Here is a 21,414-nt window from a genome sequence, read left to right on the forward strand (position 1 = left end):
GCGGGATCACCGGAGGGTCACGCCGCGGGGGCCGTCAGCTCCACCAGCTTGAGCACGGTGTTCCAGTTGCGGGTCGTGGCGATGACGCCCCGGGTGACGCGCGGCCTGGCCAGTTGCTCGGCCAGTTTGGAGCGGCCCAGGCCGTTCGGCGTGTACAGGTACAGGGCGCGCTCCCCGAGGCGGAACTCCTCGGGGAGATGGGCGGCCCGGTCGATCCCCGCGAAGCGGTCGGGGGTGACGGGCGCGGAGAAGTAGGTGACGTGGAGCTGCTTGGGCTCCAGGCCGGCGGCCGGGAACGGGCAGGCCTCGACGATCGCCCGCAGGTAGGCGTGGTCGCGCACGATGACGTCGACGCCGAACCCGAAGTGCTGCTCGATGCCGTGCGCGAGCTCGGCGGCCAGGGACTCCTCGTCGCCGTGCCCGGCGGCGAACACCGCCTGGCCGCTCTGCAGATACGTACGGACGTCGTCGTGGCCGAGGTCGCCCAGGAGGGCGCGCAGTTCGGCCATCGGGACCTTCCTGCTGCCGCCCACGTTGATCCCGCGCAGCAGGGCCGCGTACATCGTCGTCATCCGCACACCATAAGGCGGCCGTCGTGCCCCGTGGGGGTGGGCACGACGGCCGCCGCGGGCAGCTGCCCGGCCCGTAAATTACTCACCGGTCACCGAGCGGCACAACCGTCTGCCCAGGATCCGCACACCCGGGGAGCCCGGAATGTCCGCCGATAGGTGTAAGGGGCCATGGTCCGTGCGGGTCCTCCCCAGTGGGGAGGGAGCCAGGTCCATGGGGATGAGTTCCGGTCGCGCGGCTTCACCGGGCAGCACGACGAGATGGCTTTATCCGGCCCCTACCTTCGACAGGAGAGGGGGCGGCAGGGGGCCGCCGCCGCCGCATCACGAGGGGGCAAGCCCGTCATGGGGAACGGAGAAACACGGGTGCGGGGCCTCGCCGCCCGGGCCGGCGGCTGGAGCGCCCGGCATCGATGGGCTGCCGTCGGCATCTGGGTCCTGTTCGTCGTCCTGGCGATGGGCCTCGGTTCGGCCGCGGGCCGGGTCGACGTCAAGGACAGCGACCAGCTCAAGGGGGAGACGCACACCGCCGCCCGGATCGTGGAGGACGCCGGGATCGAGGAGCCGGCCGGGGAGACGGTGCTGATCCAGGCCAAGGGGGGTGGACTCGAGGCGACGGACCCCGAGTTCCGCGACGCCGTCACCGCGGTCGTCCGGGCCGTCGAGAAGACCGGCCGGGTCACCGACGTGACCTCGCCGTACGACGCCGGGACGATCTCGAAGGACGGGCGCAGCGCGCTCGTGCAGTTCGACATGCGGGGTGACTCCGACACCGCGGGCGAGCGGGTCGAGCCGGTGCTGGAGGCCGTCGAGGGCGTGCAGCAGGAGCACGAGGCGCTGCGGATCGAGGAGATCGGCGGCGCCAGCATGATGAAGACGTTCGACGACGCGTTCGGGGACGACTTCAAGAAGGCCGAGTACTCCGCGGTGCCGGTGGCCCTCGGCATCCTGCTGATCGCCTTCGGCGCGCTGGTGGCGGCGCTGCTGCCGGTGGCGCTGGCGGTGACCGCGATCATGGCGACGATGGGCCTGATGGGCGTCGTCAGCCACGTCATGCCGATGAGCGACACCGCCAACTCCGTGATGCTGCTGGTCGGTCTGGCGGTCGGTGTCGACTACTGCCTGTTCTACCTGCGGCGTGAGCGCGAGGAGCGGGAGGCCGGCCGGGACGCGCAGACGGCCCTGCGGATCGCCGCCGCGACCAGTGGCCGCGCGATCGTCGTCTCCGGTGTCACGGTGTGCGTGGCCATGGCGGGCATGCTGTTCACCGGGCTCGCCGAGTTCGAGGCGATGGGCCTGGCCTCGCTGATGGTGGTCGCGGTGGCGATGGTGGGGTCCGTGACCGTCCTGCCCGCGCTGCTGTCGCTGCTGGGCGGGCGCGTGGAGAAGGGCCGCGTCCCGTTCCTGCGGCGGCGCAAGCGCGGGGCGCCCCAGGACAGCCGGTTCTGGACGGCCGTGCTGCGGCGGGTCCTGGCCCGGCCGGTGATCTCCGTGGTAGTGGCGGCCGGTGCGCTGCTGGCGGTCTCGGCGCCCGCGCTGGGCATGAAGACGCAACAGCTCACGCTGGACCAGGAGTTCGGGGACTCGCTGCCGATCGTGCAGACGTACAACCGGCTCAACGAGGCCTTCCCCGGCGGTTCCGAACCCGCCGAGGTGGTCGTCAGGGCGGACGACATCAACGCGCCCGAGGTGCAGTCCGCGCTCGCCGACTTCCGTGAGCGGGCGATCAGTTCGGGCGCCTCGCGCGGCCCGGTGGAGATCAAGCTGCACGACGCGCAGGACGTGGCGTTCGTCTACGTGCCGCTGGTGGGCGGCTCCGACCTGGACAAGGCCGGGGTGAGTCTGGACAAGCTGCGCGACGAGGTGCGTCCGGCCACGCTCGGCAAGGTCGACGGCCTCCAGGCGCCGATCACCGGGCAGGTGGCCGGGTCGAAGGACTTCAACGACCAGCTCGCCGGCGCCGTCGTGCCGGTGTTCGCGTTCGTCGTGGTGTTCGCCTTCGCGCTGATGCTGCTGTCGTTCCGCTCGCTGACCATCGCGGTCACCTCGATCGTGCTGAACCTGCTGTCGGTGGGCGCGGCCTACGGCATCCTGGTCGCGGTCTTCCAGCACGGCTGGGGCGCGTCCCTGGTGGGCGCGGAGGGCGTCGGCGCGATCATCACGTGGCTGCCGCTGTTCCTCTTCGTGATCCTGTTCGGCCTGTCGATGGACTACCACGTGTTCGTGGTGTCGCGGATCCGCGAGGCCCGGCTGCGGGGCCTCGAGACGCGGGACGCGATCCGGCACGGTGTGGTCACCACCGCCGGGGTGGTCACCAGCGCCGCGGTCATCATGGTCGCCGTGTTCGCGATCTTCGGGACGCTGTCGATGCAGTCGATGAAGCAGATGGGCGTCGGTCTGGCGGCGGCGGTGCTCATCGACGCGACGATCATCCGCGGTGTGCTGCTGCCGGCGGTGATGGCGCTGCTCGGCGAGCGCAACTGGTACCTGCCGAAGTGGCTGAACCGGCTGCCGGACCTCACCCACGACGAGACACCGCAGGCGATCGCGGCGCCGGCGGCACGCGACGACGAGGGCGAGCCCGTGAGGGTCTGACGACTCCCCGACGCGCGGAGTAGGGCCCGTCGCTCCCCGGGAGGGGGCGACGGGCCCTTACGTGCCCTCGGCCCGGACGATGCGGCGCACGTGCAGGACGTTCCCGTCGCAGCGCAGGATCTCCAGCTCCCGGTCCGGGCGTTCGCCGCCGAAGGAGAGCGCGAGGTGACGGTCCGCCACCAGCCGCCAGCGGCCCGGCACGGTGCCGGGCGCGTCGCCGCGCCCCAGGGGACGGTCGACGAAGCCGCCGTCGGGCGCGAACTCCATGCCGCGGCGTCCGCGCGCCGGGGGGAACGGGTAGTCGTCCGGACGGTAGACCCGCACGTCCTCGTGGTCCTCCTCGTAGGAGTGGAACCACGCGCGGAACAGGCCCGAGGGGGGCTGCTGCATGATCCGGCCACCTCACTGCGCAGAGTGGTCCGTATTGCCGGTCTCACACCGGAGTGCCTAGGATTATCAGTGTATGGGTACGGAGGGAACGGGCAACCGACCGCTCCGCCCGGTGTCGCCCGGCCCTCGCGGCGCGTAGCAGACGCGCAGGTCCGCAGCCGCGTGCGCGGCGCACTCCCCGCTCACCCGAAGGACAGTCATGTCCGACGCCCAGTCCTATCTCCGTGTCACCTCCGCCGACTACAGCCGCTGGTGCGGCGCGATGGAGGTGGACCGCAGACTCCTCGGCCAGAACCCGGAGTACGCCGGGAACCGGGCCGCGATCGAGAACACCGCGTTCGCCTACGAGACGATGGAGCACATCGCCGGACGGCAGAGCGTGGTCGACGTCCCCGTGGTGGTGCACGTCGTGCACCACGCACCCGAGGAGAACATCGACGAGGCCCAGATCCGCAGTCAGATCGAGGTGCTCAACCAGGACTTCCGCGCGAGCAACCCGGACGTCGGCCAAGTGCCGCCGGTCTGGCGGGACCTGGTGGCCGACGTGCGCCTGCAGTTCCACCTCGCCCGCACCGACCCGCTGGGGCGGCCCACGGACGGCATCACGCGGACCCGGAGCGGGACCGCGGACTGGGACACCGACGACCTGGTCAAGTTCAGCCTGAGCGGGGGCCACGACGCCTGGCCCGCCGACGTCTATCTGAACATCTGGGTCTGCAGGCTGCGCCGCGGTCTGCTGGGCTACGCCCAGTTCCCGGGTGGCGCCGCCTCCACGGACGGCGTGGTCGTCACCTACAGCGCCTTCGGCACCACCGGCACCGCCACCGCCCCCTTCGACGGAGGCCGCACGGCCGTGCACGAGATCGGGCACTGGCTGAACCTGCGGCACATCTGGGGCGACGACGACGAGGGGTGCAGCGGCAGCGACTTCGTGTCGGACACGCCCAACCAGGCGGGCCCGAACCTCGGTTCGCCCGGCTTCCCCCATGTGACGTGCAACAACGGGCCGGACGGCGACATGTTCATGAACTACATGGACTACACCGACGACGCCGCGATGTTCATGTTCACCAAGGGCCAGGCCGCGCGCATGGACGCCACGCTCGACAACGCCCGCCTGGCCCTCACCCGCCAGGCCGTCGCGGTCTGACGACGGCCCGGCGCGTGTCGCCGACTACCTCCTGTGCGCGGCCAGTTCCGCCTCGATGAGGTCGGCCGCGCGGCGGGTACCGCCCTCCTGGAGCGTCTGCGCCTGGATCTCCTTCAGGCGGCGCGCCACCTCCGGGTCGTCGACCAGGGCGAGCGCCGCCTCGCGCAGCGCCTCGCCGGTCGCCTCCTCCGTGGCGAGGCAGCGGGCGACACCGAGGCCGCGCAGCGTCTCGGCGTTGCCGAACTGGTCCGCCGCCTGCGGTACGGCGATCATCGGCGTGGCCGTGAGCAGGCCCTCCTGGCTGCCGCCGGCACCGGCGTGCGTGACGAACAGGTCGGCCTCCCGCAGGACGGCCGGCTGCGGCACCCAGGAGTGCACCTCCACGTTGGCGGGGACCTCCCCGAGCACCGCCGGGTCGACGTGCCTGCCCACCGAGAGCACCAGATGCCAGCCGGGCAGGTCGCCGAACGCCTTCACACACTCCCGGTAGAAGTCCGGCTGCTTGGTGAAGGCGGACCCGAGGGAGACGAGTACGACCTTCTCCGCACCGGCCGGCCGCCGCCAGCCGCCCTCGGCGCCGCGGTCGCCCTGACAGGTGCCCACGAAGGAGTACACGCTCTCGTCGACCCGGTCCGCGTGCGGCTGGAGCGCCTTGGGCATCAGGACGATCGAGCGGTCGGGCCGGCCCCCGAACGCGTCGGGGTGCAGGGTGATGCCGTTCTCCTCCAGCCAGGCCGTGAAGCGGGCGTAGTAGGCGCGGCCGCGTTCGGTCTTCCGCGGCTCCGCCCACAGGGGCTCGGCGACCTCCTCCTCGTATCCCTCCCAGGCGACCATGGCCGGCGAGAGGGAGACGGCGGGCACGCCCCAGCGGTGGGCGAGGACCCGGCCCGGGTAGGCGGCGATGTCGTGCAGCACGAGGTCCGGCTCGTCGCCCTCGTACGCCGCGATCAGTTGCGGGAGTGCCTGGATCGCGTCGTCGAGGAACGGCTCCACGTTGTCCAGCAGGGTGCTCCCCCATGCCTCCGGGTCGTCGTCGGGCGAGGGCAGGGTCGAGTGCCAGGGCTTCACCTCGGCTCCGGTCCCCGCGACCTTCTCCGCGAAGACCGGCGGGATGGCGTAGGTGACCCGGTGGCCGCGCGCCACCAGCTCGCGGATCACCTCCAGGCTCGGGTTCACGTGGCCGTGGGCGGCGATGGAGAACATGGCGATGTGCGCGCGACTGGTCATGCACCGAGACTAAACGAGACGAGACGTCTCGTGCAACACGATGGGCGTGCGGCCGCCGGCTCCGCGGGACCGGGCCGGGGTCAGCGCTGATAGCGGGCCAGGACCAGGTTGCCGTCCTCCTCCAGCCGTTCGCGCAGGGCGCCGAGGCCGATCGCCCCGCTGTAGTACTCCTGAAGGGCCGGCGTCGCCACCTTGTCCTTCCACTCGGGGTAGCCCCGGACCGTCTGCGCGGGGGCCGGGCGCAGCCGGGCGGCGAGGGCCGTGCCGGTGGCCCAGCCGTGCCGCGCGGTGTGCAGGGCGGGGTCCTGCAGCGCCTGGGTGCCGGTGGGCAGCATCCAGTCGCCGAGGGCGAGGCGGACCATGTTCCCCGGGCGCAGCAGGAAGGCGAGGAAGGCGGCGGCCTCCTTCTTGTGCGGGCAGTCCTCGGCGATGGAGAGGGTCTGCGGGCTGACGCCCTGGGTCAGTCCGCCGGCGCCGGCCGGGGCGGGCAGGACCTGCCAGTCGAAGCCCTCGGGGGCCTGCTGCACGATCTGCTGCCGGTAGGAGAACCCCAGCGGCACCATCGCGTAGCGGCCGCCGAAGAAGCCGGGCAGGGTGTCGGAGCCGCCGCTGCCGAGGGTCGTGGGCGAGGCGCTGCGGTCGCCGGTCACCTGGTCGTGGATGGTGCGCGGCACGACCTGGTCGGCCGCCTCGAACCGCACCGTCACCCGGCCGTCCGCCCCGCGGTGGAAGAGCTGTCCGCCCGTCGACAGGGAGAGGTTGAGGGTGGCGGAGACGGGGTCCTTCAGCGGCCAGGCGACGCCGTACTTGCCGCGGTGGCTGAGCCGTTCGGTGACGCGCCGGAACTCCTCCCAGCTCCACGGCTTGCCCGGGGTCGGGATCCGCACGCCGGACGTGCGCAGCCAGGTCGCGTTGGCGATGAGCACGCGCGGTTCCTGCAGGAACGGCACGCCGTAGACACCGTCGCCGAAGGTCGTGGTCTCCCAGCTGCGCCGCGGGATGTCCGCTTCGAGGGTGGCGGGCAGCAGGCCGGTCAGGTCCGCGAGGTGACCGCCGTAGGCGAAGTCGGCGAGGTCGTCGGAGGCGTCGTGGATGATGTCGGGCGCCTCGCCGCCCTCGAAGGCGGTGAGGAGCTGGTCGTGGACGCTGTCCCAGGAGCCCTGGACGTACTCGACGCGGACGTCCGGGTGGGCGGCGTTCCACTCCGCCACCAGGTCCTCGGTGACCTCGACGGACTCCTCCTGCCAGGCCAGTGACTGGAAGCGGAGGGTGACCCGGCCGTCGTCCGCGGTGCCGCCCGAGGTGCAGCCGGCGAGGAGCAGCAGCAGGACGAGGGCCAGCAGGCGGGCGCGCATCAGCTCTTCACCGCCCCGGTGAGCATGCCGCCCGTGATGCGGCGCTGGATGAGCGCGAAGACGACCAGGGAGGGCAGGGTCGCGAGGAACGCGGCCGCAGCGAGCGGGCCGAGGTCGGCGACGCCCTCGGCGCCGATGAAGTGCGTGAGCACCACCGGCAGGGTCTGTTTCTCCGGTGTCTTCAGCAGCACGAGCGCGAAGAAGAACTCGTTCCACGCGGTGACGAACGCGAACAGGCCGGTCGCCACGATGCCCGGTGCGAGCAGCGGCGCGGTCACCGACACCAGCGTGCGCACCCGCCCCGCCCCGTCGACCGCCGCGGCCTCCTCCAGCTCGCGCGGCACGGCCCGTACGTACCCGGCGAGCATCCACAGCGCGAACGGCAGCGCCCACACCACGTACACCAGCACCAGCCCCGGCACGGAGTCGATCATGCGCAGGTTCTTCAGCACGAGGAACAGGGGGATGATCAGCAGCACGAACGGGAACGCCTGGCTGACCACCACCCAGCCCGTCACCGCCTGGGCGAGCCGGGTGCGGCGGCGGGCGACGACGTAGGCCGCCGGGGTGGCGATCAGCACGGCGAGGACCGCCGCCGCGAGCGCGGCGAGCAGGGAGTTGAGGGCCGCGTGCAGCAGCGGCTGCTCGTCGAAGGCCTGCCGGAAGTTGGCGAGGGTGGGGTCCTCCGGGAGCCACGTCGGGTGCAGGCCGCTCAGCTCGCGCGGCGGCTTGAACGCGGTGGAGAGCAGCCACAGCAGCGGGAAGGCCAGGAAGACCAGGTACGCGAGCAGCGCGGTGTACTGGCCGACGCGGGCCGGGGTGCCGGTCCTCACGTGTCGTCACCTCCTTTGAGGCGGCCGGCGAGGAACACGGCCAGGGCGATCGAGATCACGGCGACCATGACGCAGCCCATCGCCGCCGCGTAGCCGAACTGGCCGTAACGGAAGGCCTCTTCGTAGGCGAAGAGCATCGGCAGCCGGGTCCGGCCGCCGGGGCCGCCGCTGGTGAGCACGTAGACCAGGGCGAAGGAGTTGAAGTTCCAGATGAGGTTGAGCGCCGTGATGGCGAGGGCGACGGGCCTGAGGGCGGGCCAGGTGACCGTGCGGAACCGGCGCCAGGCGCCCGCGCCGTCGACCGCCGCCGCCTCGTGCAGCTCGCGCGGGGTGTTCTGCAGCCCGGCGAGCAGCGCCACGGTCGTCTGCGGCATGCCCGCCCAGACGCCGACGACGATGACGGCGGGCAGCGCGGTGGCCAGCCCGCTGAGCCAGTCGCGGCCGCCGCCGAGGCCCAGGTCCCGCAGGGTCTCGTTCAGGACGCCTGCGTCGGGGTGGTAGACGAGCCGCCACATGATGCCGACGACGACCTCGGGCATCGCCCAGGGCACGATCGCCAGGGCGCGGGCCAGCCACCGCAGCCGGAGGTCCTGGTCGAGCAGCAGGGCCAGGCCGAGGGCGAGCAGGAACTGCGGCACGGTCACCCCGACCGCCCACACCAGGCCGATCCGGAACGACTCCCAGAAGAGCGTGTCGTGCAGCAGGTCCCGGAAGTTGAGGGTGCCGATCCAGCGGGTGGGCTCGGTGCGGCCCGACTGGGCGTCGGTGAAGGCCAGCAGGATGCCGTGGAGCAGCGGTCCGACGCTGAGCAGGAGGATGGGGATCAGGGCGGGCAGCACCAGGAACCAGGCGCCGTGGTCGACGGCCCGCCGGGACCCGCCGTCCGGGGATCCGCGATCGGCCGGTCTCCTCGGTAACGGCGTCTCGGTCACCGATGTCACGGAATCAGCCCCTTTGCACAGCGCGGCCGGCCACGTCATGGTCGTGAAGGCCGTCTGTCTCGTCAAGGGACCGCGCATGCCCCCCGACCTGTGCCGATGCGACACTGACCGGAGGATGGCCGGAACCCGGCGGCAGCGGTGCGGACGACGGAGGCGGACGATGGACGAGGCACGGGCACGGGACGTACTGGCGGCGGCGCGGGTGCTGCCCGGCGCGGCCCGCGCGGCACGGCTGCTCGCCCTGGGCGAGAACGCGGTGTTCGCCGCCGGTGACCTGGTCGTCAAGGTCGGCCGCGATGCCGAACTCCTCGACCGGGCGCGCCGCGAGCTGGACATCGCCGGGTGGCTCGCGCAGGCCGGGGTGCCGGCGGTGCGGGCGGCCGAGCCGGAGGCGCTGCTGGTGGAGGGGCATCCGGTGACCGTCTGGCACCGGCTGCCGGATGCCGTACGGCCCGCCGAGCCGCGGGACCTGGCCCGACTGCTGCGGGTCGTGCATGCCACGCCGCCCCCTCCCTTCGCTCTTCCGGGGCGTGATCTGCTGGGTGGTGTGGAGCGCTGGCTGCGGCTCGCGGGGGACGCCGTCGACCCCGCCGACGCGGCCTATCTGCGCGAGCGGCGGGACGCGTTCGCCGCGCAGGCCGCGGAGCTGACGCCGCATCTGCCGCCCGGGGTGATCCACGGCGACGCGCTGCCGCGCAACGTGCACGTCGGGCCGGACGGTCCGGTCCTGGTCGACCTGGAGACGGTCTCCTCGGACCTGCGCGAGCACGATCTGGTGGTGATGGCCCTGTCCCACGACCGGTACGGGCTCGGGGACGAGGCGTACGCGTCCTTCACCGGGACGTACGGCTGGGACGTGCGGGCGTGGGAGGGCTGCTCGGTGCTGCGCGGCGCGCGGGAGACCGCCAGTTGCGCCTGGGTGGCCCAGCACGCGCCGGGCAACCCGAAGGCGCTGGCCGAGTTCGAGCGGCGGGTGGCGTCCCTGCGGGACGGGGACCCGACGGTGCGCTGGTATCCGTTCTGAGGGCGGGCGGGCCGCCTCAGGCCGGTTCGCCCGCCGGCTCCCGCAGCGGCCACGCGCCGTCGACGAGGGCCGTGGCGTCCCCCTTGCCGCGCAGGAAGCTCTGGAAGTCCGCCGCCCACTGCGCGTACCACTCGATCTGGCGGTGGTGCAGGGCCGCCGGGCCGAGCATGGCGATCTTGGGGTGGCGGTCGGCTATCGCGCAGGCCAGGCGGGCCGCCGCCAGGGCGTCGGCCAGCGCGTCGTGCGCCGAGTCGAGGACGACGCCGTACTCCGCGCAGACCGCTTCGAGGTTGCGTTTGCCGCGGCGGTAGCGGTCGGCCCAGCGGTCGATGGTGTAGGGGTCGATGACCGGGGCCGGGTCCACGCCGCCCAGGCGGTCGCGCAGGGACGGCAGGCCGTGGCGGCGCAGCTCGGCGGAGAGCAGGGTCAGGTCGAAGGCGGCGTTGTAGGCGACGACCGGCACGCCCGCCTTCCAGTAGGAGCTCAGGACGTCGGCGACGGCGTCCGCCACCCGGTCGGCCGGTGCGCCCTCGGCGGCCGCCCGTTCGTTGCTGATGCCGTGCACCGCCACCGCGTCCTCGGGGATCGGCACCCCGGGATCGGCCAGCCACTCCCGGCGCCCCAGCGGCTTGCCGCCCCTGACCTCGATCACGGCCGCCGTGACGATGCGCGCCTCGTGCGGATCCGTGCCCGTCGTCTCCAGGTCGAAGCCGATCAGCAGCTCCCGGTGCCAGCCCATGGGCGGGCCCCCCTTCTTGTGGTGCGTTCCCCCAGTGGCCTCCACCTTCCCACGCACCACTGACAATCAGAGGACCGCGTTCCGCTCGGGCCCTTCGGCGGGCGCGGAACCACCCGGTGGCGGGGCGCAGTTCACGACACGGGCCGCGAATCCGCCCACATCACCTCGAACTCCTCGCGATACGTGGGGAAGAGGCCGCTTTCGTCCGGCTCGCCCGACTTGACCACCTTGCTGCCGTTGCGCAGGACGAACACCGGCGCCTCCATGCCGCGCGTGCGGCGCAGGTAGTTCTGCACGACCGCGATGCCGTCGGCGCCGTCGCCGTCGACCAGGTACGCCGTGAAGCGGGGTGTCTCGTCGAAGACCTGGATCTCGAAGGCGCCCGGGTCGCGCAGCCGGGCCCGCACCCGCCGCATGTGCAGGATGTTCATCTCGACGGCGCGGCTGAGCTCGCCGCGTTTGATGCCCAGTTCGCGCTCGCGCCGCTTGACCGCGCTGGAGGCGGGGTTGAGGAACAGCAGCCGCACCCGGCAGCCGGACTCGGCGAGCCGCACCAGGCGGCGGCCGGAGAAGTTCTGCACGAGCAGGTTGAGCCCGATGCCGATGGCGTCCAGGCGGCGGGCGCCGCCGAAGATGTCCTCGGCCGGGAACTGCCGCATCAGCCGCACCCGGTCCGGGTGGACGGCGACGACGTCGGCGTACCGGTCGCCGATCAGGTCCTCGACCGCGTCGACGGGCAGCCGGCGCGCGGAGGGCACGTCACCGCCCGCGCCGAGCATCTCCAGCAGCCGGGCCGAGGCCCGCTCGGCCTGGTTCAGCACGGCCTCGGACAGGGCCCGGTTGCGGGAGACGACGTTCCGGGTCACCTCCAGCTCGTCCAGGGCGAGTTCGACGTCCCGGCGGTCGTCGAAGTAGGGCTCGAAGCAGGGCCAGTGCTGCACCATCAGCTCGCGCAGCTGCGGCAGGGTGAGGAAGGACAGCACGTTGTCGTCGGCCGGGTCGAGCAGGTACCCCTTGCGGCGGCTGACCTCGCGGACGGCGACGGCGCGCTGCACCCACTCCTGGCCGGCGGGGCCGGCGGCGGCCACCACCCAGTCGTCGCCGTGGACCGGTTCGTAGATCGGCCGCAGCACGGCGGCCACGACGGCGCGCAGCCGCTGTTCGACGAGGTTCAGCCAGATGTAGGCCCGGCCGGCCCGCTGGGCGCGGGTGCGCACCTCGCGCCAGGCGTCGGCGTCCCAGTCCAGTTCCGGACCGATCGAGCCCGACGCGTCCATCGGCCGTGCCAGGGACACGGCACCGGTCGGGACGTCTGCGGAGTTCCCCTCGTGACCCTCGTCACCAGGGGGCAGCTCCAGCCCTCCCGAGCCCACCCGCGCACCGCCTTCCGCTCCCCCGAGCACTCCCCTTGTCAACGATCAAGGAAGGGTACTCCGCAAGCGGTCGGCGGTGCAGCCCGATGGGCAGCATCGGTCTCAACGGCGGGGTCGCCAGAGCGTGTTCTGCCACCCGAGCCCGTCCGGAGCGAGCGGATTCATGGCGGTGGAATCCGGTGTTCGCCCCGGAGCCGGCGGACAGGTCGCCCCTGGTGCCGTGCGCGACGTGGAGATCGTGCTTGGTGCAGCCGCGCACCGGGTACCTGGTGGTGACCCCGGGACGATCTCGTAGGAGCGCGTGTGTCCGTCCTTGTTCTTGCCGACCGCGCGGACGACGCGCCACCAGCGGTGGTTCCGGCTGCTCGCGGCGAGCTCCTTGGTGATCTCCGTGCGGGCCGTCCCGGAGCCGTCGGGGGCGCAGCCGGGCCGCCGGAAGGCGCCGGCGCGGGCCGGGCGCCGGGTGCCGCCCGGTGGACGGCACCGCGGAGCCGGAGCCGGTCCGGGGAGGTGAGAGTCGTGCCGGTGGTCGGCCTCGAGACCCGCGCCGGGCGGGTCGGCGATCAGGAGTGCGGCCGCCTCGGCCTTCCCGGCGGCGCTCAGGGGCGGCAGGACGCGGCGCCGGGCGCCGGTCCGCACCACCGTGCCGGTGCCGAGGCCGACGGTCCGGGTGACGAGCGGGTCGTCCCGGTGGTCGTCGTGCGGCACGCCGGAGCGGCGCGGCGCGTCCGGAGCACCGGCCTCCCGGGGCCCGGGGTCGGCCAGGCCGACGGCGAGGCGCCGTGGTCCGCGCCCGCCGTCCGCGTTCTCGCGGCTCAGGACGGGCTGCCGGCTCGGGGCGAGCTGCTCGGCCCGCCTCAGCTCGTCGTCGGTCAGCGGGTCGCGGCCGGTGCCCTTCGCCGCCTCCGCGGACGGCCGCTCCACGACGCCCGGGGCCCCGGGTCGTCCTGCGCCGGTCCCCTGCCGGGCGGACCGTTCCGCTCCCGCCCCCGCGCCCGGGCCCGTGTCGCCGGCCCCGGCCCGGCCCAGGTGGCGGTGCACTATGGTGCGCACATCTTCCCCCTGCTCCCCCACAGCCCCGGGAGTACGCCTTTGCCCCGTCGGTCGGGCATACCTCGTATGCACCGGCCACTCGGTGAGCAGGAGATAAGTCAGAGGAGGTTCCCCCACTTTCGGGGAGACTCGGTGGCCAAGGCGTCCCCACCGGCGCCGCACACCTGAAAGAGTCGTATCCATGCAGGTCTGGCCTGGCGAGGCGTATCCACTCGGTGCCACTTACGACGGCGCCGGTACCAATTTCGCGGTCTTCACGGAGGCCGCGGACCGAGTAGAGCTGTGTCTGCTGCACGACGACGGCTCGGAGACGGCGATCGAGCTCCGCGAGAGCGACGCCTTCGTGCGGCACGCGTACGTGCCGGGCATCATGCCCGGGCAGCGGTACGGGTTCCGGGTGCACGGTCCGTACGCACCCGAGCACGGACTGCGGTGCAACTCCGCGAAACTGCTGCTCGACCCGTACGCGCGTGCGATCAGCGGTTCGATCCGCTGGGGCGAGGAGGTCTACGGCTACCACTTCGACGATCCCGATCGGCGCAACGATCTCGACTCGGCGCCGCACATGATGACCTCGGTCGTCGTCAACCCCTACTTCGACTGGGGCGACGACCGCCGTCCGCGCACCGAGTACCACCACACCGTGCTGTACGAGGCCCATGTCAAGGGCCTCACCATGCGCCACCCGGGGCTCCCGGAGGAGCTGCGCGGCACCTACGCGGCCCTGGCGCACCCGGCGATCATCGAGCACCTCACCGAGCTCGGGGTCACCGCCCTGGAGCTGATGCCCGTACACCAGTTCGTGAACGACCACCGGCTGGTCGACATGGGCCTGAACAACTACTGGGGCTACAACACGATCGGCTTCTTCGCCCCGCACAACGCCTACGCGTCGTGGGGCGACCGGGGCCAGCAGGTGCTGGAGTTCAAGTCGGCGGTGAAGGCGCTGCACGAGGCCGGGATCGAGGTGATCCTCGACGTGGTCTACAACCACACCGCCGAGGGCAACCACCTGGGCCCGACCCTGTCCTTCAAGGGTCTGGACAATCCGCGCTACTACCGGCTGACGGACGACCCCCGCTACTACATGGACACGACAGGGACCGGGAACTCCCTGCTCATGCGGTCCCCGCACGTGCTCCAGCTGATCATGGACTCGCTGCGGTACTGGGTCACGGACATGCACGTGGACGGGTTCCGCTTCGACCTGGCCGCGACGCTGGCCCGGCAGTTCCACGAGGTGGACCGGCTGTCGTCGTTCTTCGACCTGGTCCAGCAGGACCCGGTGGTCTCCCAGGTGAAGCTGATCGCCGAGCCGTGGGACGTGGGCGAGGGCGGCTACCAGGTGGGGAACTTCCCGCCGCTGTGGACGGAGTGGAACGGCAAGTACCGGGACACCGTCCGGGACCTGTGGCGGGGCGAGCAGCGCACCCTGGCGGAGTTCGCCTCGCGGCTGACCGGGTCCTCCGACCTGTACCAGGACGACGGGCGCCGCCCGCTGGCCTCGATCAACTTCGTGACCTGCCACGACGGCTTCACCCTGCACGACCTGGTGGCCTACAACGACAAGCACAACGAGGCCAACGGCGAGGACAACCGGGACGGCGAGAGCCACAACCGGTCCTGGAACTGCGGCGCCGAGGGCGACACGGACGACCCGGACGTGCTGGCGCTGCGGGCCCGGCAGATGCGCAACTTCATCGCGACGCTGATGCTGTCCCAGGGCGTGCCCATGATCAGTCACGGTGACGAGTTCGCCCGCACCCAGCGCGGCAACAACAACGCCTACTGCCAGGACAACGAGCTGGCCTGGGTGGAGTGGCCCGAGGAGACGGAGGACGGCGAGGGGGGCCTGAGCAGGGAGCTGCTGGGCTTCACGCGCGCGATGGTGTGGCTGCGCCGCGACCACCCGGTCTTCCGCCGCCGGCGCTTCTTCCACGGGCGGCCCGTGGAGGGCACCCACGACGACCTGTCCGACATCGCCTGGTTCACCCCGGACGGCCGGGAGATGACCCAGCGGGACTGGGACTCGGCGCAGGCGTCGGCGCTGACCGTGTTCCTCAACGGCAACGCCATCTCGGAGCCGGGCGCGCGCGGCGAGCGCATCACGGACGACTCGTTCCTGCTGATGTTCAACGCCTCCCCCAAGCCGCTGGAGTTCGTCGTCCCGGTCAACCACGGGCGGCAGTGGGAGGTCGTGGTCGACACGGCGCTCCCGGAGGGCGTGCCGGCGGACACCGGCCCGAAGGTGGAGGCCGGTGACCGGCTGACCCTCGCCGACCGGAGCATGACCGTGCTCCAGCGGCCCGTGTAGCCGCACCGCTACGGCGTCACGGCGGCGCCGCGTCGCCCGGACAGAGCCACTCGTCCGGGCGACGCGCGGCGCACCCGGAGGGCCCCGGGGGCACGAACCGCCGCCGGGCGGGTACGTACGTCTGCATGACACCTGAGCGACCTGACCCGGTGGTGCCCACGGCCACGTACCGGCTGCAGCTGCAGCCCGACTTCCCGTTCGGAGCAGCCGCGGCCGCCGTGCCGTACCTGGCCTCGCTCGGGGTCTCGCACCTGCACCTGTCCCCCGTCCTGGAGGCGGTGCCCGGCTCGACGCACGGCTACGACGTCGTCGACCACGCGCGCGTGCGTGAGGAGCTGGGCGGCGAGGACGGGCTGCGGGCGCTGGCCCGCACGGCCGGCGAGCACGGCCTCGGCCTGGTGGTGGACATCGTCCCGAACCACATGGCCATGTCCCCGCGCCACAACCGGGCCCTGTGGGAGGTGCTGCGCGAGGGCCCGAAGTCGCCCTACGCGCGCTGGTTCGACATCGACTGGGAGGCCCAGGACGGCCAGGTGCTGCTGCCGGTGCTGGGCGGGCCGCTGGGCGAGGTGCTCGACGAGCTGCGCGTCGACGGGGACGTGCTGCGCTACTACGACCACGTCCTCCCGCTGCGCGAGGGCACCGAGGACCTGGCGCTGCCGCACCTGCTGGACGCGCAGTGGTACCGGCCCGTGTGGTGGCGGCTGGCCCGGACCGAGCTCAACTACCGGCGGTTCTTCAGCATCTCGGAGCTCATCGGGGTGCGGGTGGAGGACCCGGAGGTCTTCGAGGCCACCCACGACAAGATCCTCCAGCTGCTGCACGAGGGCGTGATCGACGGGCTGCGCATCGACCACCCGGACGGGCTCGCCGACCCCGACGGCTACCTGCGCCGGCTGCACGAGGCGACCGGCGGGCGCTGGACGGTCGTGGAGAAGATCCTGGCCGACGGCGAGCACCTGCCGGCGTCCTGGCCCGTGGCGGGCACGACCGGCTACGACGCCCTGCGGCACGTGGACGGGGTCTTCACCGACCCGGCCGGGTTCGGGGAGCTGCTCGGCCGCTACCGGCGCTTCGCGGCCCCGCAGACGGACCGGGGCGGGCAGTGGGACGCGACGGTGCGGCGCGCGGCCTACAAGGTGCTCACGCACGAGCTGGCCACCGAGACGGAACGGCTGACCCGGGTGGCGACCCGGCTGTGCGCGACCTCGCCGGAGCCGGCGCTGCGCGACCGCGCGCCCTGGGCGCTGCGCACGGCGCTGCAGGAGCTGCTGGTCCGCATGGAGGTGTACCGGCCCTACGAGTCCGTCGACGCGGCGACGGTGGTCACCGAGGAGGCGGCGGCCGAGGCCAGGCTCGCCTTCGCGGTGCCGGAGGAGGCCGGCGCGGTCGACGTCGTACGCGACCTGGTGCTGGGGCGGTACGGCGACGGGCCCGCGCAGGTGGAGTTCCGTACGCGGTTCGCGCAGACCTCCTCGGCGCTGCGGGCGAAGTCCGTGGAGGACACGGCGTTCTACCGGTACGTGCCGCTGCTGTCGGCGACCGAGGTGGGCGGGAACCCGGGAGCGCCGGCGCTGTCGCCGGAGGAGTTCCACGGGTACTGCGCGCGCCTGCAGCGCGACTGGCCGGCGACCGGGACGGTGGCCTCGACGCACGACACCAAGCGCAGTGCGGACGTCCGGGCGGCGCTGGAGGTGCTGACCGAGTGCCCGGACCGCTGGGCGGACGTCCTCGCCGAGGTGACCCGTTCCGGCGAGGGCGTGCCGGACGCGCAGCTGGCCTGGGCGGCCTGGCAGACGGTGTTCGGGCTGGGCCCGGCGGCCGGGGCGCCGGAGCGGGTGCAGGGCGCGCTGCTGAAGCACGTGCGCGAGGCGGGCCTGTTCACCAGCTGGACCGAGCAGGAGCCGCCGTACGAGGAGGCGGTGGCGCGGTTCGTGGCGGCCGGGCCCTGCGGGGCCCCGGGAGAGCGGGTCGCCGCGTTCCGGGAGTCGCTCGCCCCGCACATCCGGGCCAACGTGCTGGGCACGGCCCTGGTGCAGCTGACGATGCCGGGCGTCCCGGACGTCTACCAGGGCACGGAGGCCGAGTACCGGGCCCTGGTCGACCCCGACAACCGGCGGGCGGTGGACTTCCCGCCCGCGGACGCGTCCGGCACGTCCGGCGAGAAGACCGCGGTGACGCGGGCGGCGCTGGCGCTGCGGGCGCGGCGGCCCGAGGCGTTCGGCGACACGGCCACCTACATGGCGCTGCCGGCGGAAGGACCTGCGGCCGGGCACTGCCTGGCCTTCGCCCGCTCGGGCGAGGTGGTGACGGCCGTGACCCGGCTGTCGCTGCGGCTCGCCGAGGCGGGCGGCTGGCGGGACACCCGGCTGCCGCTGCCGCCGGGGCGCTGGGCGGACACCCTGGATCCGGGCCGGGAGTTCACGGGGCACGCGCGCGTGGCGGAGCTGTTCACGGACGTGCCGGTGGCCCTGCTGGAACGGGTCGGCGACTAGGGCTCGCCCACCACCGACCCCCCGGCGCCGGTCACCCGTACACCTCCGGCCACCGGCACGCCTCCACAGGGCACGGGCCGCGCACCGGGCCGCACCCGGTGCGCGCAGGCCGGGAACGGACCGCACCCCACGCGCGCGCCACGCGGACCCGGCCGCTCCCCCGCCACCCGCGGCACGGACGCCGGGCCCGCACCCCGTGCCCGCAGGCCGGGAACGGACCGCACCCCACGCGCGCGCCACGCGGACCCGATCGCTCCCCGCCCGCCGGACGGATACCAGGCCCGCACCCCGTGGGCACGCCACAGGGCCCCGGTCACTCCCCCCGCCACCCGCGGGACGGACGCCGGGCCCGCACCCCGTGCCCGCAGGCCGGGTACGGACCGCACCCCACGCGCGCGCCACAGGGACCCGGCTGGGTCTCTGACGGGAGGCCGGGGCGGGTCGTCCGGCATCCCGGACGAGGACCAGCCGGCCCGGGGCGGGCGAGTGCTTCCGGGCGCCCCCGGGAGCCTCCCCCGCTGTGCCCTTGACACCGCACCATGGCCGTGGGGTACTGCGATGGCGAACTCGGGCGGATGTGACGGGGGTGAGTGTCCTGCCGGAGCTGCGCTACCCGACGGTGACCGAACAGGTCCACGCGGCCCGGGCGTTGAGCGCCGAGCGCCCCGGCGTGTGCACGCTGCGGCAGGTGGGTGCCTCGCGGGCCGGCAGACCGCTGCACCTGCTGTCCGTGGGCCGGGCCCGCCGCGCCGTGCTGGTGGTGGCCGGCGCCCACGCCAACGAGCCGACCGGCTCCTGCACGCTCCTCGCGCTCGCCCGGCGGGTGCTGGAGCAGCGGGACCTGCGCGACGGCATCTCCTGGCACTTCCTGCTGTGCGCCGACCCGGACGGGGCGAGTCTGCACGTGACACCGGCGCCGCGCAGTCTGTACGACTACCACCTCGGCTTCTTCCGGCCCGCGGGCCCGGAGCAGCCGGAGTGGGCGCCGTCCGTGCTGCCGCCCGACCGGCTGCCGCCCGAGACCCGCGCGCTGACCGGCGTCATCGACGAGCTGCGTCCCTACCTGCAGGTGACCCTGCACGGCACGGACCTGGGCGGCAGCTGGGTGCAGCTGACCAGGGACGTGCCCGGGCTCGCCGAGCCGTTCGCCAAGTCCGCGGCGGAACTGCACATACCGGTGGAGACCGGCGCCTCGGACGCCGCCGGCTGGCCCGCCTCCGGGCCGGGCGTGCACGTCATGCCCGCTCCGGGGATCGGCCCGGCCTACCCGAGCCTGCCGGACGACGCGCGACACAGCACCTGGTTCCACGCCCACCGCTACGGCGGCCTCACCGCCGTGGTTGAGGTGCCGATGTGGGCGAGCGACCTGGTGGACGACCCGGCCCCCCATCCGGCCCCGGCGGCGGCGATCGGGCGGCTCGCGCGCCGGCTGCAGCGCGACGCGCTGGAGGTGACGCGCGTCCTGGAGGGCGCGCTGCCGCGGCTGGCCGATCTGGACGGGCCGTTGCTGCGGGCCGCGCGGTGGGGTCTGGAACTGGTACCGGGGCTGGCCGCCGACCTGGTGCACACCCCGCCCGCCGACCGGACGATGGCGTACGTCGGCAGTGTGGACGCGTTCGCGCGGCGCGTGCCGCTGCGGGCGGCGGCCATGCTCCGGCGGGTGCTGCGCGGCACCGACGAGCGGGCCGCGCAACAGCTGGAGAACCTCGTGGCGACCTGGAGCGACGCTTTCGCGGAACGTTTCCGCGCCCGTTGGGTGCCCTTGGAGCACCAGGTCGAGCACCAGTCCAGGACGGTGGTCGCCGCGGCCCTGCACGCGCGTGAGGGAAGCGACTAGACCGGCCCGGTCAGGGCGCCGTCCCGGCCGCGTCGCCGCCGCCCGGGACCGTCACACCGGTCTGCTCCGCGCCGGAGCCGGCGCGCGTGGGCCGCCCGGCCAGTTCAAACGCCGAGAGCACCACCCGGGCCTGGTACTCCGCCTGGCGGGCGACCGGGATCCAGCGGGCCCCGCAGCCGTCGCGGTAGTCGTCGCACCACCGGTCGATCAGCCGGTCCAGCTCCTCCAGCGCCCCGGCCGGATCGCGGCCGGCGGCCCGCACGAGCTGGTGGAGCAGCCCGGCGGTGCGCAGCGCCAGCCGTCGCCCGGAGATGCGCAGGGCGGCCAGGTGGGCGCTGCTGAGGGACGGCAGGGGGTGGGCCGCGCCGCTGCCGGTGTCGGGATCCCAGGCATCGGCGAGGCCGGGGCAGACCAGTAAGTAGTCGTCCACCGGGGCGAGCAGGCGCGCCGCGTCGCGGGCGCCCGCGAGATGCGGCCGGATCCGCGCCAGCAGCTGCCGCAGCACGTGCGTGTCCTGGCGCAGCGTGTGGCTCACGGCGCGCAGGACCGCGTCCCGGTTCCCGGGCGGCGCCCCGTCCGACACGGCCGCCACGCCCCACATGGGCGCCTCGACGACCGCGGTGACCGTGCCGTGCCGGTGCGGGTGGAACCACGTCGACTCGACGGCGGCCTCCGTGATGGCGGCGGCCAGATCGGCCCGGCGCGGCGGTGGGATGCGGTAGACGGCGGGCCCGAGGCGGGGCCAGTACAGCGCGTCGTAGGCGCCGAGTTCGCGGGGGATGCCGAGGCGGGCGGCGATGTGGGCCTGGCGCCGGTCGAGGCCGGGCAGGTCGTGGGTGAGCTCGACGAAGCCGCCGCCGACGTCGACGCCGTGCAGGGAGCACTGGAGGAAGGGCCGCAGCTCGTCCTGGACGTCGAGGAGGGCGCGGGTCTCGGGAAGGACGGCGGCCGCCGCGCCGTCGGGCAGCCATTCGGGCTGTTCCAGGAAGCCGGGCCGGAAGAAGTTCCGGAAGTACTGGCCGAGGGTGTACGGGCCGGTCAGCCAGCCCTCGTTGCGGCGCAGGCCGTCCGGGTCGAGGCTGAGCAGCAGGTTCCAGGTGGCGTCGGCGCCCGCGGTGAGCCGCGGGTCGGCCAGGGCCCGCTCGGCCAGGCGCAGCACGGTGGCCCCGCCCACGGGCTCGTTGGCGTGGGGTCCGGCGACGACGAGGGCCTGGCGGTCGCCGTGGCCGACGCAGAGCAGCCACAGGGGGGTGCCCGCGCGGGACGTGCCGACCCGGCGCAGCCGGGCGTCACGGGGATGGCGGGCGACGAGTGCGGCGGCCCGGGCGCCCAGTTCGTCCACGGTCGGGTAGCGCGGGAGGGGCGGCAGGGCACACCTCCCCGATGCGGAGCCGTCGGTTCACCAGGAGTACATGGCGTACGCACAGTCAGTCACGACTTCAGAGGTACGTCAACACCGCGGGCGATAAAGGGGTTTCAGCCATTCCGGAAGGATCGACGGCCGGTCAACCCAAGGCCA

General features: G+C 73.5%; 16 protein-coding genes. 6 read left to right on the forward strand and 10 right to left on the reverse strand.

Annotated features, from left to right (window positions below; translation table 11 throughout):
* Positions 1–17: 17 nt before the first annotated feature.
* Positions 18–572 carry a DUF1697 domain-containing protein gene (locus tag ACPXCS_RS08250; RefSeq protein ID WP_425944702.1) on the reverse strand — a complete coding sequence of 185 codons (555 nt, stop codon included), beginning with the start codon at positions 570–572 and terminating at the stop codon, positions 18–20.
* 342 nt (positions 573–914) lie between these two features.
* Between ACPXCS_RS08250 and ACPXCS_RS08255 the strand changes: the two genes are divergently transcribed.
* Entirely contained in the window at positions 915–3,164 is a 2,250-nt protein-coding gene (locus tag ACPXCS_RS08255) for an MMPL family transporter (RefSeq protein ID WP_425944703.1), read from the forward strand.
* A 57-nt stretch (positions 3,165–3,221) separates the two neighbouring features.
* Here ACPXCS_RS08255 and ACPXCS_RS08260 read toward each other — a convergent pair whose 3' ends face one another.
* Positions 3,222–3,554 (reverse strand): hypothetical protein, encoded by a 333-nt coding sequence (locus ACPXCS_RS08260; RefSeq protein ID WP_425944704.1) that lies wholly within the window; start codon positions 3,552–3,554, stop codon positions 3,222–3,224.
* Positions 3,555–3,753: 199 nt separating this feature from the next.
* Here ACPXCS_RS08260 and ACPXCS_RS08265 point away from each other — a divergent pair, with 199 nt between their 5' ends.
* Positions 3,754–4,704 carry a zinc metalloprotease gene (locus ACPXCS_RS08265; protein WP_425944705.1) on the forward strand — a complete coding sequence of 317 codons (951 nt, stop codon included), beginning with the start codon at positions 3,754–3,756 and terminating at the stop codon, positions 4,702–4,704.
* A gap of 24 nt (positions 4,705–4,728) precedes the next feature.
* On the opposite strand, the gene mgt is transcribed toward ACPXCS_RS08265, so the two are convergent.
* The 4 genes from mgt to ACPXCS_RS08285 form a co-directional block, all read right to left on the reverse strand.
* Positions 4,729–5,931 carry a macrolide-inactivating glycosyltransferase gene (gene mgt, locus ACPXCS_RS08270; protein WP_425944706.1) on the reverse strand — a complete coding sequence of 401 codons (1,203 nt, stop codon included), beginning with the start codon at positions 5,929–5,931 and terminating at the stop codon, positions 4,729–4,731.
* 80 nt (positions 5,932–6,011) lie between these two features.
* Positions 6,012–7,286, reverse strand: a complete 1,275-nt coding sequence (locus ACPXCS_RS08275) for an ABC transporter substrate-binding protein (protein ID WP_425944707.1) — start codon at positions 7,284–7,286, stop codon at positions 6,012–6,014.
* The gene (locus ACPXCS_RS08280; protein WP_425944708.1) at positions 7,286–8,119 is read right to left on the reverse strand and encodes a carbohydrate ABC transporter permease; all 834 of its coding nucleotides are present in this window, start codon (positions 8,117–8,119) and stop codon (positions 7,286–7,288) included. The genes ACPXCS_RS08275 and ACPXCS_RS08280 overlap by 1 nt, the downstream gene beginning before the upstream one ends.
* Positions 8,116–9,060 carry a carbohydrate ABC transporter permease gene (locus ACPXCS_RS08285; RefSeq protein WP_425944709.1) on the reverse strand — a complete coding sequence of 315 codons (945 nt, stop codon included), beginning with the start codon at positions 9,058–9,060 and terminating at the stop codon, positions 8,116–8,118. The genes ACPXCS_RS08280 and ACPXCS_RS08285 overlap by 4 nt, the downstream gene beginning before the upstream one ends.
* Positions 9,061–9,220: 160 nt before the next feature.
* Here ACPXCS_RS08285 and ACPXCS_RS08290 point away from each other — a divergent pair, with 160 nt between their 5' ends.
* The gene (locus ACPXCS_RS08290; RefSeq protein WP_425944710.1) at positions 9,221–10,084 is read left to right on the forward strand and encodes an aminoglycoside phosphotransferase family protein; all 864 of its coding nucleotides are present in this window, start codon (positions 9,221–9,223) and stop codon (positions 10,082–10,084) included.
* Between the two features lie 16 nt (positions 10,085–10,100).
* Here ACPXCS_RS08290 and ACPXCS_RS08295 read toward each other — a convergent pair whose 3' ends face one another.
* The 3 genes from ACPXCS_RS08295 to ACPXCS_RS08305 all read right to left on the reverse strand — a co-directional run bounded on the left by ACPXCS_RS08295 (position 10,101) and on the right by ACPXCS_RS08305 (position 13,249).
* Positions 10,101–10,823 (reverse strand): 3'-5' exonuclease, encoded by a 723-nt coding sequence (locus tag ACPXCS_RS08295; RefSeq protein ID WP_425944711.1) that lies wholly within the window; start codon positions 10,821–10,823, stop codon positions 10,101–10,103.
* 131 nt (positions 10,824–10,954) lie between these two features.
* Positions 10,955–12,226 (reverse strand): SAV2148 family HEPN domain-containing protein, encoded by a 1,272-nt coding sequence (locus ACPXCS_RS08300; protein ID WP_425944965.1) that lies wholly within the window; start codon positions 12,224–12,226, stop codon positions 10,955–10,957.
* 72 nt (positions 12,227–12,298) lie between these two features.
* The gene (locus tag ACPXCS_RS08305; RefSeq protein WP_425944712.1) at positions 12,299–13,249 is read right to left on the reverse strand and encodes a hypothetical protein; all 951 of its coding nucleotides are present in this window, start codon (positions 13,247–13,249) and stop codon (positions 12,299–12,301) included.
* Positions 13,250–13,430: 181 nt separating this feature from the next.
* On the opposite strand from ACPXCS_RS08305, the gene glgX reads away from it, so the two are divergent.
* The 3 genes from glgX (at position 13,431) to ACPXCS_RS08320 (ending at position 19,895) form a co-directional block, all read left to right on the forward strand.
* On the forward strand, positions 13,431–15,563 hold the full coding sequence (gene glgX, locus ACPXCS_RS08310; protein ID WP_425944713.1) for a glycogen debranching protein GlgX: 2,133 nt from the start codon (positions 13,431–13,433) through the stop codon (positions 15,561–15,563).
* A 125-nt stretch (positions 15,564–15,688) separates the two neighbouring features.
* Positions 15,689–18,058, forward strand: a complete 2,370-nt coding sequence (treY, locus tag ACPXCS_RS08315) for a malto-oligosyltrehalose synthase (protein WP_425944714.1) — start codon at positions 15,689–15,691, stop codon at positions 18,056–18,058.
* Positions 18,059–18,644: 586 nt separating this feature from the next.
* Positions 18,645–19,895 carry a M14 family zinc carboxypeptidase gene (locus ACPXCS_RS08320; RefSeq protein ID WP_425944715.1) on the forward strand — a complete coding sequence of 417 codons (1,251 nt, stop codon included), beginning with the start codon at positions 18,645–18,647 and terminating at the stop codon, positions 19,893–19,895.
* 10 nt (positions 19,896–19,905) lie between these two features.
* Here ACPXCS_RS08320 and ACPXCS_RS08325 read toward each other — a convergent pair whose 3' ends face one another.
* The gene (locus ACPXCS_RS08325; protein ID WP_425944716.1) at positions 19,906–21,237 is read right to left on the reverse strand and encodes a M14 family zinc carboxypeptidase; all 1,332 of its coding nucleotides are present in this window, start codon (positions 21,235–21,237) and stop codon (positions 19,906–19,908) included.
* Positions 21,238–21,414 lie beyond the last annotated feature (177 nt).

It is taken from the genome of Streptomyces sp. DT190, from assembly GCF_049846985.1.
Taxonomy (GTDB): Bacteria; Actinomycetota; Actinomycetes; order Streptomycetales; family Streptomycetaceae; genus Streptomyces.